The sequence below is a fragment of the Mesorhizobium sp. M1365 genome (genome assembly GCF_040317865.1).
Taxonomy (GTDB): domain Bacteria; phylum Pseudomonadota; class Alphaproteobacteria; order Rhizobiales; family Rhizobiaceae; genus Mesorhizobium.
In genome coordinates this window covers 94759-111356 of the sequence record NZ_JAMYLG010000007.1, presented here as the reverse complement: position 1 = coordinate 111356, position 16598 = coordinate 94759, and the positions used below count along the sequence as shown (strand labels likewise).

Annotated in this window: 16 protein-coding genes; 13 read left to right on the top strand and 3 right to left on the bottom strand. The window is 61.8% G+C overall.

Features of this window, described 5'->3' with window-relative positions:
• Window positions 1-2: 2 nt before the first annotated feature.
• The 6 genes from lgt (at window position 3) to NKH04_RS11210 (ending at window position 5882) form a co-directional block, all read left to right on the top strand.
• Entirely contained in the window at window positions 3-854 is an 852-nt protein-coding gene (lgt, locus tag NKH04_RS11235) for a prolipoprotein diacylglyceryl transferase (protein ID WP_352772597.1), read from the top strand.
• A complete protein-coding gene (locus tag NKH04_RS11230; protein WP_352921127.1) occupies window positions 851-1939 on the top strand; it encodes a class I SAM-dependent methyltransferase in 1089 nt (362 codons plus the stop codon). Before lgt ends, NKH04_RS11230 begins: the two co-directional genes overlap by 4 nt.
• A gap of 139 nt (window positions 1940-2078) precedes the next feature.
• Complete coding sequence (gene pgeF / locus NKH04_RS11225; protein ID WP_352469752.1) at window positions 2079-2867, top strand: peptidoglycan editing factor PgeF; 789 nt, start codon at window positions 2079-2081, stop codon at window positions 2865-2867.
• Window positions 2867-4018 carry a M24 family metallopeptidase gene (locus NKH04_RS11220; RefSeq protein WP_023678425.1) on the top strand — a complete coding sequence of 384 codons (1152 nt, stop codon included), beginning with the start codon at window positions 2867-2869 and terminating at the stop codon, window positions 4016-4018. The genes pgeF and NKH04_RS11220 overlap by 1 nt, the downstream gene beginning before the upstream one ends.
• A 54-nt stretch (window positions 4019-4072) precedes the next feature.
• Window positions 4073-4693 (top strand): hypothetical protein, encoded by a 621-nt coding sequence (locus NKH04_RS11215; protein WP_353044346.1) that lies wholly within the window; start codon window positions 4073-4075, stop codon window positions 4691-4693.
• 253 nt (window positions 4694-4946) lie between these two features.
• The gene (locus tag NKH04_RS11210; RefSeq protein ID WP_254819191.1) at window positions 4947-5882 is read left to right on the top strand and encodes a ribose-phosphate pyrophosphokinase; all 936 of its coding nucleotides are present in this window, start codon (window positions 4947-4949) and stop codon (window positions 5880-5882) included.
• A 99-nt stretch (window positions 5883-5981) separates the two neighbouring features.
• Here the strand turns inward: NKH04_RS11210 and NKH04_RS11205 are convergent, their stop codons facing one another.
• Entirely contained in the window at window positions 5982-6863 is an 882-nt protein-coding gene (locus tag NKH04_RS11205) for an AraC family transcriptional regulator (protein ID WP_352770932.1), read from the bottom strand.
• A 128-nt stretch (window positions 6864-6991) separates the two neighbouring features.
• On the opposite strand from NKH04_RS11205, the gene NKH04_RS11200 reads away from it, so the two are divergent.
• Window positions 6992-8242, top strand: a complete 1251-nt coding sequence (locus NKH04_RS11200; RefSeq protein WP_352469748.1) for an MFS transporter — start codon at window positions 6992-6994, stop codon at window positions 8240-8242.
• Between the two features lie 142 nt (window positions 8243-8384).
• Here the strand turns inward: NKH04_RS11200 and NKH04_RS11195 are convergent, their stop codons facing one another.
• Both NKH04_RS11195 and NKH04_RS11190 read right to left on the bottom strand, forming a co-directional pair.
• A complete protein-coding gene (locus tag NKH04_RS11195) occupies window positions 8385-9575 on the bottom strand; it encodes a glycerate kinase family protein (RefSeq protein WP_352819922.1) in 1191 nt (396 codons plus the stop codon).
• A gap of 1 nt (window position 9576) precedes the next feature.
• Window positions 9577-11001 carry an SLC13 family permease gene (locus NKH04_RS11190; RefSeq protein WP_352469746.1) on the bottom strand — a complete coding sequence of 475 codons (1425 nt, stop codon included), beginning with the start codon at window positions 10999-11001 and terminating at the stop codon, window positions 9577-9579.
• Window positions 11002-11209: 208 nt separating this feature from the next.
• Here NKH04_RS11190 and NKH04_RS11185 point away from each other — a divergent pair, with 208 nt between their 5' ends.
• The 6 genes from NKH04_RS11185 (at window position 11210) to NKH04_RS11160 (ending at window position 16583) form a co-directional block, all read left to right on the top strand.
• A complete protein-coding gene (locus tag NKH04_RS11185) occupies window positions 11210-12814 on the top strand; it encodes a sensor histidine kinase (protein ID WP_353044345.1) in 1605 nt (534 codons plus the stop codon).
• Window positions 12792-13472 (top strand): response regulator transcription factor, encoded by a 681-nt coding sequence (locus NKH04_RS11180; RefSeq protein WP_352450507.1) that lies wholly within the window; start codon window positions 12792-12794, stop codon window positions 13470-13472. The genes NKH04_RS11185 and NKH04_RS11180 overlap by 23 nt, the downstream gene beginning before the upstream one ends.
• A 420-nt stretch (window positions 13473-13892) precedes the next feature.
• Window positions 13893-14399 (top strand): DUF2938 family protein, encoded by a 507-nt coding sequence (locus NKH04_RS11175; protein ID WP_352819919.1) that lies wholly within the window; start codon window positions 13893-13895, stop codon window positions 14397-14399.
• A 223-nt stretch (window positions 14400-14622) separates the two neighbouring features.
• Window positions 14623-15267 (top strand): 50S ribosomal protein L25/general stress protein Ctc, encoded by a 645-nt coding sequence (locus NKH04_RS11170; protein WP_352469743.1) that lies wholly within the window; start codon window positions 14623-14625, stop codon window positions 15265-15267.
• Window positions 15268-15290: 23 nt separating this feature from the next.
• Complete coding sequence (pth, locus tag NKH04_RS11165; protein ID WP_352921120.1) at window positions 15291-16016, top strand: aminoacyl-tRNA hydrolase; 726 nt, start codon at window positions 15291-15293, stop codon at window positions 16014-16016.
• Window positions 16017-16019: 3 nt separating this feature from the next.
• Window positions 16020-16583 (top strand): hypothetical protein, encoded by a 564-nt coding sequence (locus NKH04_RS11160; protein ID WP_352770921.1) that lies wholly within the window; start codon window positions 16020-16022, stop codon window positions 16581-16583.
• Window positions 16584-16598: the final 15 nt, after the last annotated feature.

The window sequence follows — 16598 nt, the reverse complement described above, 5'->3', positions numbered from 1 at the left end:
TGTTGAGCGAATATTTGCTGCCGCTGGCCGCCCTGCCCTTTCCCAACATCGACCCGGTCATCGTCCGGATCGGACCGCTGGCGGTGCATTGGTACGGCGTCGGCTACATCGTCGGCATTCTGTTCGCCTGGTGGTATGCCAAGCGCCTCGTCACCAACCCAAAACTGTGGCCCGACGGCACCCTGCCGATGAAGCCCGTCGACCTCGACGACTTCATCGTCTGGGCAGCCATCGGTGTGGTGCTCGGCGGACGCACCGGCTACGTGCTGTTCTACGACCTGCCGCGCTACATCGCCAATCCGCTCGATATCGTCGCCGTCTGGCAGGGCGGCATGTCGTTTCATGGCGGCCTGATCGGCGTCATTCTCGCAATGACGCTGTTTTCCCGGTCTCGCGGCATCCGCACATGGTCGCTGTTCGACGTGGTTGCCGCCGGCGTGCCGGTGGGGCTTGGCCTCGTTCGCCTGGCAAACTTCATCAATTCCGAACTATGGGGCCGGCCGACCGACGTTCCATGGGCATTCGAATTCCCCAATGGCGGTCCGTTTGCACGCCATCCGAGCCAGATCTACGAGGCGCTGCTCGAAGGGCTGGTGTTGTTCCTTATCCTGCGCTTCCTCACCCATTCGCGGCTCAAGCTGAAGACGCCGCGCTTCGTCGGCGGCGCCTTCATCGCCGGCTATGGCGCCTCGCGCATCTTCGTCGAATTCTTTCGCGAGCCCGACCAGCAGCTTGGCTACCTCCTTGGCACGAGCTGGCTGACCATGGGAATGGTGCTGTCACTGCCGATGGTGCTGGCCGGCATCTGGGCGATGGCTACAGCCAAGCCGGTGACAAAACCGCAGCCGGCATGACGCGGCTGGAGACCCGCATCGCCGAGCTGATCGGTGCGGTGGGACCGATCCCCATCAGCGAATACATGGCGCTCTGCCTGTTCGATCCGCAGGACGGCTATTACACGACACGCGAGCCGTTCGGCGCCGCCGGCGACTTCGTCACCGCGCCGGAGATCAGCCAGATGTTTGGCGAGCTGGTCGCCATCTGGCTCTACCAGGCGTGGCTGGCGATCGACCGGCCGACGCCGGTCGCCATCGCCGAAATAGGCCCCGGCCGCGGCACGCTGATGAGAGATATGCTGCGCACGCTTTCGCGGCTCGATCCGACGCTTACCGCCAGCGCATCGTTCGCCTTGATCGAGACCAGTCCGCGGTTGACCGAGGTCCAGAAACGAACGCTTGCCGGGACGTCGGCCACCGTCGCCTGGCATGAGGCCGTGGACACACTACCGCAGGCGCCGCTTCTGATTGTTGGTAATGAGCTGTTTGACGCGGTGCCCATCCGCCAGTTCGTCCGCGCCGGAGCCGGCTGGCGCGAGCGGATGATCGGTCTCGACGATGCGAACCGGCTGCGCTTTTTCGTCGGCGCCGGCTCGCTCGACCCGATGCTGCTGCCGGAGGGTGCCGAGAATGCGCCGGAAGGTGCGATCGTCGAGGTGGCGCCAGCCCGCGCCGCCCTGATGGCGGCCATCGCCGGGCGACTTGCCGGATTTGGCGGCGCCGGCCTGTTTCTCGACTACGGTCACCTCCAGCCCGGGATCGGCGACACCTTGCAGGCCTTGCGCAAGCACCGTCATGAGGACGTGCTGGCCAATCCGGGGCGGGCCGATCTCACAGCCCATGTCGATTTCGCTGCCCTCGCGGCAACCGTTCGGGCACACAGCCTCGATGCCCACCTCTCAACGCAAGGTGAATTCCTGCTCAAGATGGGGCTTCTCGAACGAGCTGGCCGGCTCGGCGCCAATGCCGATGAGGCAGCTCGCGAAAAGATCGCGGCCGACGTCGAGCGCCTCGCCGGCCCGCTGGCCATGGGCGAACTCTTCAAGGTGCTTGCCGTCCTCCCCGCCGGCATTGCCGTTCCGCCGTTTCCAAGCATGGATTGACTTTTCGCTGCCGCCTCTCCCACTCTCCCGTCTCCGACTAGCGGCCGACATCAACTGCGCCAGCCTTCAACTGACCAGCCTTCAACTGCGCCCCTTCAACTCGCTTGACGAAATCGCCTATACGGACAACAAAGCCGCCATGCTGAATCAGACCAAACCGGATCCCGTTCGGTCGCCCTTGCTGGAAACGGCGCAAGGCATCCGCCACGGCTACTTCACGCGCGTCGGCGGCATTTCCAGCGGCATCTACCGGGGCCTCAACATCGGCACCGGCTCGAACGACGACCAGACGCTGGTGCGCGAGAATCGCCGCCGGGTCGCCGAATGGATGGGCGTGCCTGCAAACCATCTGCTGACCGCTCACCAGGTTCATTCGCCGGACGTCGTCATTGCCAGGGAGCCTTTTGCCGGCGAGCGGCCCAAGGCCGACGCCATTGTCACCGACCGGCCGGGCATTGCCGTCGGTGCCTCGACCGCCGACTGCGGACCGGTCCTCTTCGCCGACGCCGAGGCGCGCATTATCGGCGCCGCCCATGCCGGCTGGAAAGGCGCTTTCACCGGAGTGCTGGAAAACACCATCGCGGCAATGGAAAGCCTCGGCGCCCGGCGCGACCGCATCGTCGCAGTGCTCGGTCCTTCGATCGGCCCACGGAATTACGAAGTCGGACCGGAATTTGTCACCCGTTTCGTCGACGCCGATGCCGGCAGTGCCCGCTATTTCGCGCCCTCCGCAAATGCCGGACACGCGATGTTCGATCTCAACCGCTACACGGTCGACCGGCTGACCAAGGCTGGCGTCAATGCCGAAGGACTTGGCCGCTGCACCTATGCCGAGGAAGAGCTTTTCTACTCCTATCGGCGCAGCACGCATCGCAACGAGCCCGACTACGGGCGGCAGGTTTCGGCAATCGTTTTGGAGGCTGACTGATGGCGCTGCATTTCGAACGCTCGGAATTCGACGCGCGGCGCGATCGACTGATGATCGAGATCGCCGAAAAGAAGCTCGACGCCGTCCTGCTGTTTGCCCAGGAAAGCATGTATTGGCTAACCGGCTACGACACCTTCGGCTTCTGCTTTTTCCAGTGCCTGGTGGTCAAGGCCGACGGCTCGATGGTGCTGCTGACGCGTTCGGCCGACTTGCGCCAGGCGCGCCACACCTCGATCATCGACAACATCGTTTTGTGGACGGACCGCAACGGCGCCAATCCGGCGGTAGATCTGCGCAATCTGCTCAACGAGCTTGACCTGCTCGGCGCCCGGATCGGCGTCGAATACGACACCCACGGCCTGACCGCCTATAATGGCCGGCGCCTCGACGAGCAGTTGCAGACCTTCGGGCAGATCGCGGATGCCTCCGGCATTGTCAGCCGGCTACGGCTATTCAAGAGCCCGGCAGAAATCGCCAAGGCGGAAAAAGCCGCAAATCTGGCCGACGACGCGCTGGACGCAGCACTGCCGCTGATCAAGCAGGGTGGCGATGAGGCGCTGATCCTCGCCGCCATGCAAGGTGCGATCTTTGCCGGCGGCGGCGATTATCCGGCCAACGAGTTCATCATCGGCTCCGGAGTCGACGCCCTGCTTTGCCGCTACAAGGCCGGTCGCCGCAAGCTCACCAAGAACGACCAGCTGACGCTCGAATGGGCCGGTGTCTTCCATCACTACCATGCGGCAATGATGCGCACGGTGTTGACCGGCAAGGTATCGAAACGCCACCAGGAATTGTTCGATGCCGCCCGCGCCGCGCTACTTGCAGTCGAGAAGGCGATGACGCCCGGTAATACGTTCGGCGACGTGTTCGACGCCCATGCCCGCACCCTCGAAGCCCACAACTTGACCAAGCACCGGCTCAATGCCTGCGGCTATTCGCTCGGCGCCCGCTTCACCCCGTCCTGGATGGATATGCCGATGTTCTATCAGGGTAATCCCGAACCGATTGCGCCGAACATGACGCTGTTCGCCCATATGATCATCATGGACTCCGAAACCGAAACCGCGATGACGCTTGGCCGCACCTATCTGACCACCGAATCCCAGCCGAAGCCGCTGTCCCGCCATGATCTCGACTTGATCGTGCAGTGAATCCATAATGGAGAGAGTGTGAGGGGCGTTCGTCGCCAAGGAGTTTTCAGGCTAATGAGACGATCGCATGTGACGACCGTGTCATTGCTCGTGGCGCTGGCACTGGCGGCCTGCACCAATGCGAAGGACGTTCTCGAACCCTCGGCCATTGCCCCGCAATCGACGCAATCCCTCTCCGGAGCCGGAGGTGCCGCGACGCCCCCCGCAACTCCGGCTCAGCCTGCCGGCACCGCGCAAACTGCAGATACGGCGCAGCCTTCCGCTGCAGCAGCCGTGCCGCGCGCCAAAAGCGCGGCTGCCATTGCGCGGACCCGGCTGCAGGTGGCGCCGATCGTCGGCGCCTCGGTAGAAGCCGCGACACCGCTGACCGCCGAGCTTCAGACACGCGCCAGGCAGCGCGGCATCACCTTGGCCGGCAGCACCGACCAGACCCCAACACATGTGCTCAAGGGCTATTTCTCGACCATGACGGAAGGCAAGGACACTACCGTCATCTATGTCTGGGACATCTATGACCCGGCCGGCAACCGGCTGCATCGCATCAACGGCCAGCAGAAGGCGCCCTCTGTTGGCGGCGGCGAAGGCTGGACGGCGGTCGCCCCGGCGACCATGCAGGCAATTGCCGACCAGACAATCGACCAGTTCGCCACCTGGCTTGGCGGCGGCGCCGGCTGACCTGGAGTATGATTTCCGAAAAGTGAATCCGGTTTTCGGAAAAGACCATCCTCAGACTGAAAGATAGAGCTATCCCCGATTCCGTCGGCATCGAAGTGGACCTATCGCGGCATCGTCAAGCCGTAAGCGTTTATTGAGATTAGCCGGCGGATTCCCATTCACGACGCTTGCAATACCGGCGCGGGCCGCTAAAAGCCCGACTAAGAGGCTGGAGTGCTATCGGAGTCTCTCAATCCTTCGCCAGGAACGGTGCATGAAGCTCTTCGCGGGCAATTCCAACAGGGTGCTGGCCGAATCAGTCGCCCGCTACCTCAACATTCCGCTGGGCAAGGCCAGCGTCAGGCGCTTCGCCGACCAGGAAATCTTCGTCGAGATCCAGGAGAATGTGCGCGGCGAGGACGTCTTCATCCTGCAGTCCACCTCGTTCCCGACCAACGATCATCTGATGGAACTGCTCATCATGATCGACGCCTTCATGCGCTCTTCGGCCAAGCGCATCACTGCGGTTATTCCTTATTTCGGCTATGCCAGGCAGGATCGCCGTGCCTCGGGCCGCACACCGATCTCGGCCAAACTGGTCGCCAACATGATCACGAGGGCGGGCGTCGACCGGGTGCTGACCCTGGATCTCCATGCCGGCCAGATTCAAGGCTTCTTCGACATCCCGACCGACAATCTGTTTTCCGTGCCGGTCATGGCCCGCGACGTAAAGGCGAAATACAAGCAGCTTGCCAATGTCATGGTGGTGTCGCCGGATGTCGGCGGCGTGGTCCGCGCCCGCGCGCTCGCCAAGCGCATCGACGCCCAGCTTGCCATCGTCGACAAGCGCCGCGAGCGCCCCGGCGAATCGGAAGTCATGAACGTCATCGGTGACGTGCGCGGCAAGGATTGCCTGTTGATCGACGACATCATCGATTCGGGCGGCACGCTGTGCAATGCGGCCGATGCGCTGCTTGCCGATGGCGCCACCAGTGTGACCGCCTATACTACCCATGGCGTTTTGTCCGGCGGCGCCATCGCCCGCATCGGCGCCTCGAAACTGCAGGAACTGGTCATCACCGATTCCATCCAGCCGACCCAGGCAGTGCTGGACGCCGCCAATATCCGCGTCATCTCCATCGCCGAACTGATGGGCGAGGCGATCTCGCGCACGGCGACCGAGGAATCGGTGTCGAGCCTGTTCGATTAATGCGTGTCGCGCAAAACTGTGCAGCGGTTTTGCGATAACGACATGCATACAACAAGAACCCAAAGCGCGTCGCATGAGGCCGGTCGAACGCGACGCCCTTCAGGGCTGCGCCTCAGGCCGAGCCGGACCACTTGTTCGTCGCACACCTTCGCCAGCATCACGGGCGCCCCGCATGTAACCGCGTGGCGAGGCTCCCAGCATGCGCTTGAACATGGTGATGAACGCCGGCACGCTGTCATAGCCGAGATCGAGCGCCACCCTCGTGATCGGCTCGCCGTCGGCCAGCCGTGGCAGCGCCGCGAACAGACAGGCCTGCTGACGCCAGGTCGACAGCGACAATCCGGTCTGGCGGTGGAACGCGCGGGTGAAAGAGCGGCGGCTCATGCCGACGATAGCGGCCCACTCGTCGATCGTCGCATGCGGTGACGGTGCCGAGACGAAGCGCCGGCACAGCGTCGCCAACCTTGCATCGGACGGGAACGGAAGGCCGAGCGGCCGTTCCGGCAGGTTCGGGATTTCGTGCAGCAGGAGCTTCATGATCAGTCCGCCCCGCCCCTTCAGCTCGGCGCCTTGCGGCAGCTTTTCCGATTCCACGATCAGGCTGTGCATCAGGTCGGTGATGCCGACGACACGCAACCCGTCCGGCAGGCCGGGAATGGCCTCCGGCATCACATAGACGGACCGCATGCTGACGTCGCCCAGCATCTCGACGGAATGTTCGGTGCCGGCGGGGATCCACATCGCGTGGTCCGGAGGCACCATCCAGCGCCCATGCCGCGTCGTCACCAGCACGACACCGACCAGCGCGTGCAGCAACTGGCTGCGGCTATGATGGTGCCGTGGCACATGGTAGCCGTCCGGATATTCGGTCGGCAGCGCCACTGCCGGCCCGACGGCCTCTTCCAGCCATTGCCAGCGACGCTCATGCAACAGCCCGAGATCGGTGTCGCCCGCTCTGAACATTTCCCTGCCATGCGGCATCAGCTATGGCCCACTTGCGAAACTATTGGACCAAACCACGAAAGAAGTCGCGTGACAAGCAACGTATAAGGCTGCGCCCTATAAGACCGCCTGCGGGAGCGCCCGCCAAAAAGACCACGGAGCCTGCCTTGACCGATACCACAGCAACCGCCGACGCCAAGCCGGCAGCGGCCAGCCACATTTCAGCTCAGGCGACGGCCTTCACCGTCATCCTGGCGGTGAGCTTCTGCCATTGCATCAACGATATCATGCAGTCGCTGCTGTCGGCGATCTATCCGCTGCTGAAGGACAATTACGGTCTCGATTTCTGGCAGATCGGCCTTTTGACTTTTACCTTCCAGGTGACGGCATCCTTGCTGCAGCCGGTGATCGGCATGATTACCGACAAGCGGCCGATGCCTTATTCGCTGCCCTACGGCATGGCTTCTTCGCTGATCGGGCTGGTCGTGCTGGCCTATGCCGGACATTACTCGCTGCTCCTCATCGGCGCCTCGCTGATCGGCATCGGCTCGGCGATCTTCCACCCGGAATCCTCGCGCATCGCCCGCTTCGCCTCCGGTGGCCGGTTCGGTCTTGCGCAGTCGCTGTTCCAGGTCGGCGGCAATTTCGGCCAGGCGATGGGGCCGCTGCTGGCAGCCTTCATCGTCGTGCCCTTCGGCCAGACCAGCATCGCCTGGTTTGCCGGCGGCTCGCTGATCGGCATCATCGTGCTGTGGCAGGTTGGCGGCTGGTACAGCCGCCTGCGCGCCGCACAGGGCACCCGCAAAGCGGCAGGCTTCGTTTCGCCTTTCCCGCGCCGCAAGGTCCTGGGCGCGCTGGCGGTGCTGACCTTGCTGGTATTGACCAAGAACGCCTACATCGCCAGCCTGTCCAGCTACTACACCTTCTATGCCATCCATAAATTCGGCGTTTCGGTGCAGATGTCGCAGGTCATGCTGTTCCTGTTCCTCGGCGCCTCGGCCCTGGGCATCCTGCTCGGCGGCCCGTTCGGCGACCGCTACGGACAGAAGGCGATGATCTGGTTCTCGATCGTCGGCGTGCTGCCCTTCACCCTGGCCCTGCCCTACGCCAATTTCGAGTGGACAATGGTTCTCACCGTGCTGATCGGCCTGATCCTGTCCTCGGCCTTCTCGAACATCGTCGTATTCGCGCAGGAACTGGTGCCCGGCCGGGTCGGCATGATCGCCGGCATCTTTTTCGGCTTCGCCTTCGGCATGGGCGGCATCGCGGCCGCCGTGCTTGGCGTCGTCGCCGACATGAAGGGCATCGATTTCGTCTTCCAGGTCTGCTCGTATTTGCCGCTGCTCGGGCTGCTGACGGTTTTTCTTCCCAACATGAAGGAGGCGAGGAAGCTCAAGGCGGGGACCACGATCGGGTGAAGTTTGGGTTGGACTTCGGCTTCCCCGCCCACCGGGCAGCGCGAAATTCGGTTCTCGACATAGACTTCGAGCCGGTCAGGGCCGCCGCTTAGCGACATCGCGGCCATTGGCTGACACGCTCCGTCATCTGAAACACGCTCCGTCATCTGAGCTTGAAAGCACGCGTCGCCCGCATCAGCCGGAATGCCTGCTCGGCAGCGTTCGCCAGCAGCGTGTCGGCGTCACGGATCGCGTCTTCGAGGGAACACGGTCGGCACAGAATGCTGAAGAAGGCATCGATGCCGATGTCGTGGGTCGCCTCTGCACCTGCTCCGATCGTTCCGGCCAAGGCGATGACGGGCAGATTGTGACGTTTCGCGCGCCGGGCAATCTCGGCTGGTATCTTTCCAAAGCTCGTCTGACCATCCAGGCCACCCTCGGCTGTCATGACGATGTCGGCGTTTGACAGCCGATGATCGAGATCCATATACCGCAGGATCAGGTCGAAGCGCGGATGCAGCCGGGCTCCAGCAAAGGCGTGAAGTCCGGCGCCGAGTCCCCCGGAAGCTCCTCCGCCGACAAGCGGCGTCACGTCGACGCCGAGGTCGCGGCGAACGACGTGAGCGACATTTTCCATGCCCTGCTCGAGCAAAACCACCTGATCAGGTGTTGCACCCTTTTGCGGGCCGAACACCCGAGCGACGCCTCTCTCGCCGAGCAGCATGTTGTAGGGATTTACCGCGACGTCGACACGAACATTCGAAAGGCGATGATCACGACTGGAAAGATCGACACGAGCTAGCGATGAGAGGGCCGAGCCGCTCCCCGAAATGGGACGGCCGCCGCCATCGAGCAGACGCACGCCTAATGCTTGGGCCATGCCGGTTCCTGCATCGTTGACACCCGAGTCACCGCAGCCGATCAGAATTCTTTCCGCGCCAAGATCGAGCGCAAAACGAATCAACTCACCAACCCCATAACTTGTAGTGCGGGTCGGGTCACGCATGTCAGTGGGGACGAGCCGGAGCCCGGCAGCCGCCGCGATTTCCAGAACTGCAGTCCGTTTCTTTCTTCGCCCGAGAAAACCGACATTGGCCGCCACGGGTTGTCCCACCGGTCCCGTCACTGTGACGGAATGCAGCTCGCCATCAGACAATTCAACAAGGGTCCGCGTAAAATCCTCGCCGCCATCCACCATTGGAAGGCCCAGGATCTTTGCTGTCGGAACGGCATTGCGAACGCCGCGCGCCAATGCAGCGATGACATCACGAACGCCGAGGCTCTCCTTAAAGCCGGAGGGTGCGACCAATACTCGAAGCCGTCTTCGTTTCGTCAATCCTTTCTTTTTCGACATTCTACGGCTCTCCAACAAGTTGCAGATGGAGCGTGTTGAGCAGGGCTCCGGTGGCTGGCCACACGGTGACCGCGAACACGACGATGAGGATGAACTGCATCGGCAGCAGGATTGAGCTGAGCAAGGCGAGGTCTTTCGGGCCGTAGCCTTCCTCGTCGACCCCCGCGAAAAGCGCCACCGGTTTCGCGCAGATCGCGAGGGTTTGGCAAAAGCCGGTCGCCGAGACGAGGACAAACATTGCCAGGAGAGGGTCGAGCCGCGCTGTCGATGCGAGCATCAGCGCCGGGGGCAGCAGCACCGAGACACGCGCCGTGCGACTGTGGATCACGAGATGACTGAAAAGCCCAAGCAAGGCTAATAAGGAGATAAGCGCCAACGGACCCAAGCCGGTGCCGCGCAGCGGATCGACAGTCGTCTCGATCAACCACCGATTGAGGCCTGATGCCGTCAGGCCGTCTGCCAAGCAGATCGTCGCCGCCAGAAACAAGAGCAGCTTCCACTCCGCACTCTTGATTGCATCGCCAAACGCCACGGAGCCTACTCTAGGAAGTGTGGCCAAGAGAGCGCCGCCAAGAGCGACAACGGTGGCATCAAGTCCGTGGACAGGTTCGGTCAGCCACGCGGTGACAACCCCGCCGGCGATCCAGAGTATCGGCTGCCGTGCCAATCCGGCACCGCCACTAGTCACCGTCGTTGGCTGCAAAAGGGTCATCCGCCGTTCGACCGGCGACAGGAAAAGCCGGAGCAGGCATTCGACCGAAAGGAAGGTGCTTACGGCCGCAAACGGCAGGCCGAAAGCGATCCATTCCAGATAGCTTACTTTCACACCCGAGAGGCGGCCGACCATTTCGATCGCCAGCAGATGGGCACCGGCGCCGACGGGCGATGCAATGGCCGAGAGCAGGATAACAGTGGGGAACAGCAGCGCGAAGGCCCTTCGCAACCGGGCGCTTCCACAGCGTCCCGCGATCGCCTGAAAGGCGGGGATCATCAAAGCTGCGCGACCTGAGGTCGACGGAATGACGAAGGCTGTGGCGATCATGACGGCCGTCAAGGAATAGGCGATTGCGCGAACCGATCGCATGCGCCCCGTCACGAGGCCGAGAACGCGATCTGCGACCCCACTCGCCTTGAAGGTGGCCGCCAACATGAAGGAGGCAAGCAATAGCCAGATCAACTCATCGCCGAGCGCATGAAACAGCGCGCCTGGATCACGGTTGACCAGCAGCGCCATTGCCAGCCCGGCGGCGATCGCAACGAAGGTGTCGTCGAACGGCGTCAGGGTCCACCCGATGATCGCGACAAGCAGGATCTCGAGCGCTCGCCGGGCGTCGGACGGGAGCGCGGAGAGGCCGAATTCAATGATGGCCACACACAGGGATACACAGGTTCCGATCAGTGCGGCTCGCCATATCGGCCAGAGCACCGGCGGTGTCCTTTCCCGAAGGGTGGCGTCACTGTCGGTCCGAAAATCTACTTGTGCCAACCGAAACCTCGTCTAGTTCGCCGCCAACGTGGCGATGAGGGCGTCGCACACCCTCCGCTCGAACTTAGGAGGTTCCGATTAGACGCTTGCGAGGGCTCCGGTTAGAATTTGGTGAGAGGCATTATCCGATCGCCGGCAGGATTACCGCATGACCGTTCGAGGCCGCATCTTCCTATTTCAAATCGTCATTCTCGCCCTTGTCGGACTGATTTCAGGACTGGCATTCGCAACACTCCAGCTGACAGAGGAATTCGTCCGCCGAATCGACAGCGTCCACGGGCGGTTCGAGGCGCTCGCCGAACTCAATGGGCAAGCCAACAATTACACCGAGCAACTCTCTGAAGTCTTGCTGCTTGGGCCCGAGCAAATGCCGGATTTCGAAGCGGCACGAGAAGCAGTGAAATCCGGATTCTACAAGCTGGAGGGCGCCACTCGCGAGGAACTCGGTGCTCTCGGATATTGGAGCGATAGACGCCAGGAGGAGGCCGAACTCAGATTCGTCGGTCGCGTCAAGGCGCTGTTTGAGGCGATCGATCGGGCCGCCCAGCGACTGTTCAGCCAGCGAACAAAGGGGGATCCAAAGGGCATCGTAGACGCCTTCCGCAACGATGTGGAGCACCGATTAGAGAACGATCTTGAAGAAATGATTGAAGCCGCTTTGCACGATGAGCGCAGGGAGGTTGGAGAGGAACTCGCCGGCGTCCGTGGCGCACAATGGCGGCTGCTGCTGCTGACCGGCGGCTTCGCTGCGTTGCTCATGCTGGGCAGTCTGGGGTTCGGCCTGGTCCTGCGACGATCAATCGCCACACCTGTGCGTGAACTGAACGAAAGCGCCAAAGCCATCGCTGCAGGCAAGCTCGACCATCGCGTTTCCGCGACCGGACGCGACGAGTTCGCTTCCCTCTCGCGAAGTTTCAACAGCATGGCCGAGGCTCTCGAGATCGAACGTGCTGCTCTGATTTCGGTACAGGACCGCTTGGAGGCGGAGGTTCAGTTGCGCACCCGTGAACTGCGGAAAGCCAATGAGCAACTGAGAGCGATCGATAGCCGACGCACACAATTTTTTGCGGAGGCAAGCCACGAACTCCGCACGCCGTTGACGATTCTCCGCGGAGAGGCCGACGTTGCCCTCCGCGGCCAACCGCGTGTTCGATCTTACCGCGAAGCTCTGAGCCGAATCCGCAATTGCGCTGAAGATATGGCTCGCAACCTGGGGGACCTTCTGGCATTCGCCCGCTCCGAAGCTGAAAATTTCAGGTTCTCCTTGCGCAACATCGATACCGGTGAGGTTGTGAAGGCGGCCGTTCAGGAGGCTTCCGTACTCGCAGGTCCCAAGCAGATATCCGTTGACCTGTCGCTCAACCCAGACCATTGCCTCATTCGGGGTGACGCCCAGCGCCTAAAGCAAGCGCTGCTGATCGGCTTCGACAACGCCATAAAGTACTCAAAGCCGTATCAGACAATAGCAGTCGAGATGGCTGAGCGTCATGGAATGCTTGAGATCGCCATCCGCGACAACGGTTCAGGGATCGATGCCAACGATCTCCCGTTCGTGTTTGACCGATATTATCGCGGGCGTGTCGGCGGGAGGTCCGCAGCCGACGGCCTTGGTGTTGGCCTCGCGATCGCCAAGGAGATTATAGACGGGCACAATGGCACAATCGGCCTTGAAGGAATTGAGCCTTCGGGAACCCTCCTCAGAATCAGACTGCCGCTGGTACATCGCACCCATGATTCGAATCCTGATCGTTGAAGACGACCGGCGTGTCTCCGACTTTCTCCGCCGGGGGTTGGAGGCCGAAGGCTTCCACGTGAGTGTCGCGGAGGACGGTCGCGAGGGACTAGCCATTATTCGTACGGATCCATTCGATCTCGTGATCCTGGACCGTCTGCTTCCCTACCTGGACGGCCTTGAGCTGTGCCGGATCGTGCGATTGGAGCAGTGGCCGGTTCTCATCCTGATGCTGACCGCGAAGGAGACAATTCAGGATCGCGTAGATGGGCTCAAGGGCGGTGCCGACGATTACCTGACGAAACCGTTTGCGTTTGATGAACTGGTGGCCAGGATTGACGCGCTGCGCCGACGCCGTCAGGGTGCAGTGGATCGACAATTGCTTCGAGTGAGCCGCCTCAATCTCGACACGAGCGCTCGTCGTTTTGCGGACGGCGACCGGGAAATCAGCCTTACCCGACGTGAATTCGACCTTCTGCATTTTCTCATGCTCAACGCGGGGAAAGTGGTTAGCCGCGAGCGCATCCTCAACAATGTCTGGTCATACAGCTTCGAACCCGGGACGAAGATCGTGGAGGTATACATTCGCTATCTGCGTGCGAAGCTCGGGCCGGATGCATCGGCCAGCATTCAGACAGTTCGTGGGATCGGCTACATGCTGGTCGAGCGGAAGCCATAGAAGGTAGAGCGAAACTCTTTATCGCACCGTTCTCGCCACTCGCTGGAAACCTCCTCTTTCCGCAACGCCGCTTCCACCGCTTGTTTCCGAATAGGTGTTCATCGGCTCCCTTCCATGCTGCCGGCGCGCGCCGTCCACCCGCCGTGGGCATTGCCCCGCCGCGGTTCCCCTTTCCACCCGCCGCGGTTCCCCTTTCCATTTGTGTTCGGGCTTGGGCGGCGACACCGATTTTGGCGGCCGTTAACCGCTTTCGTAATTCACGGCCTCTACCCCCAGGCCTGCAGCCACCCAGTCGGGGAAGCCGCCTTCGAACCGGCGCGGGGCCCAGCCTCGTGCCCTGAGGATTGCCAAGGCGTCGGGCGAAAGAACGCACTGGACTCCACGACAATAGGCGACACGGGTGAAACAAGAGATGCCAAAATGTTGGAGTTCGTTGTTCGTGCGGCCGTCGTTGGAATCGGCGCGACAGCCCTGATGGACCTCTGCGGATGGTTTCTGAAGCGAATGTTCGCGATTCCACCGCTTGATTACGCCTGGGTCGGCCGCTGGATCGGGCACTTTCCACATGGACGTTTTGCACATGCGAATATCGCACAAGCTGCCCGCGTTCGCGGCGAAACCGCCATTGGATACCGCCATTGGATGGAGTGCGCATTACGCGACCGGCATCGTATTTGCCGCAGCGCTGATTGGAGTGTGGGGCCTCGACTGGGCACGGCACCCGACAGTGCTTCCGGCCCTGTTGGTCGGCGTCTGCACCATCGTCGCCCGTTCTTCGTGATGCAACCGGCTTTTGGGATCGGCATCGCGGCTTCGAAAGTTCCCAACCCGCGCACTGCGCGCCTGCGCAGCCTTATGGCCCATCTGTCTTTCGGGGTTGGGCTGTACGTTGCAGCATCGCTTTCGGCATTGCTACTTCCGGCCTGATGGGCCGCCCGCTTGCACCTCGCGCCGCCTTCCGCTATAGAGCCGCCACCCGCGTAGACACCCTTGGAGGCAACGCGGCGGAAGGCCGCCTTCCCGCATGATCCCGAAAAGTGGATTCCGGTTTTCGGACCAGGTCATGCGTTAGCTATGTCGGCTTTCGACGTTTACGGCCCCGGCACGTTGCCGGCCGCGAACGCTCCAGAACAACGCGAAAGGAAATGCCATGAGCCACGATACTTACGAGCTCAAGGCCGAAGCGCGCGAACAGGTCGGTAAGGGGTCCGCCCGTGCAGTTCGCCGCAACGGTAAAGTGCCTGCAGTGATTTACGGCGACAAGCAGCCTCCCCTGGCGATTGCGCTGACCTACAAGGACATCTACTACAAGATCCATGGCGGCGGGTTTCTGACCACGGTCGCCACGATCGATGTCGACGGCAACAAGATCCAGGTTCTGCCCAAGGATTTTCAGCTCGACCCGGTCAAGGATTTCCCTGTCCATGTCGATTTCCTGCGCATCGGCAAGGATACCGAAGTCAACGTCGATGTGCCCGTGCACTTCATCAATGAAGACAAGTCGCCCGGCATCAAACGCGGCGGCGTGCTCAACATCGTGCGCCACGAGGTCGAGTTCCACTGCCCGGCCAATGCGATCCCGGATTTCATCACCGTCGATCTCACCGGTACCGATATCGGCGATTCGATCCACATTTCGGCCGTCACCTTGCCGGCCGGCGTCAAGCCGGTGATCTCCGACCGCGACTTCACCATCGCGACCATTGCCGGCTCCTCGGCGATGAAGCCGGAGGCTGCGGAAGAGACGACTGAAGCGGCTGCGCCCGAAGCGGCTCCTGCCGCCGAAGAGAAGTAACCCCTTCCCGCCCGGAGGCGACGATGCTTGTCTTTGCAGGCCTCGGCAATCCGGGCGCGAAATACGCCAACAACCGGCACAATGTCGGCTTCATGGCGGCGGACGCGATCGCCCGCCGCCATTCCTTTTCGCCTTGGTCGAAGAAATTCCAGAGTCTGATTGCCGAAGGCACGCTTGCCGGCGAAAAGGTGATCCTGATCAAGCCGCAGACCTTCATGAACCTGTCCGGCCAGGCGGTCCGCGAAGCCTTGCGCTTCTACAAGCTCGGCCCTTCGGCGCTAACTGTCTTTTATGACGAGATCGACCTTGCCGCCGGCAAGGTGCGGGTCAAGGTCGGTGGCGGTTCCGGCGGCCACAACGGCATCCGCTCCCTCGACCAGCACGTCGGCAAGGATTTTCGCCGTGTGCGCATCGGCGTCGGCCATCCCGGCGTCAAGGAAATGGTGCACGGCCATGTGCTTGGCGATTTCGCCAAGGGCGACCGCGAATGGCTGGACGTGCTGCTCGACGCAATCGCCGATGGTGCCGGATTGCTTGCCAAGGGCGACGACAATTCGTTCATGAACCGCGTGACGCTGGCGCTGCGCGACAAGCTCACGCCGACGGACGACGACGATCGCCCGCCGCCCAAGGCGCCAAAGGCGCAAAGCCACGTCCGCCAGGCGCGGCCGCAGCAGCCGGCGGCCAAGCTGCCCGAAACCGGCCCGATGGCGGCCATGCTGAAGAAGCTTTTTGGCGGCAAGGACTGAGCCATGGATCTGGATGACATTCAGGAATTGGTCCGTCTCATCAGACAGAAGTATGTTGATTATTTCGTCACCGCTGCCGGCGAACTTGCTCGCAACAGCCAAGGATCGCATGCGACCGAAATCAAGTTTTCGAACGTCGATTCCTTCTATCGAAATTTCATCGCGGTTGATTTCGTCAGTAATGACGGACAGCCAAATCCGCAATTCATCAACAGCGATTCCTATGTGAAATTCTCTCCGGATATTCACGCCGGGATGGGTGGAATGGATGTCCTCATCTCACCTTTCAGGTGGGATGAGGTTCATTTTAAATTCCCTATAAATGAGCTCGACGGCGATCTCTTCGACGAATGGTTTCGCGGCTGGTTCGATATCGATAGCGAGCGTGAAACATCGGAGACCGTCGGAAACGTCATTCACAGTGCGCAATTGCTCGAGGGGCAACTGACCATCGATTTCGGAACCGCTGAGGTCGACGCGTTCTGGCATCTTCTGCAAATACTGAGCAGGTCCGGCGTTCGTTCGTTGGCGATAGGCACCGATGACATCGCGCAGCGTCTGAATTGAATTGCGCCTTGACGA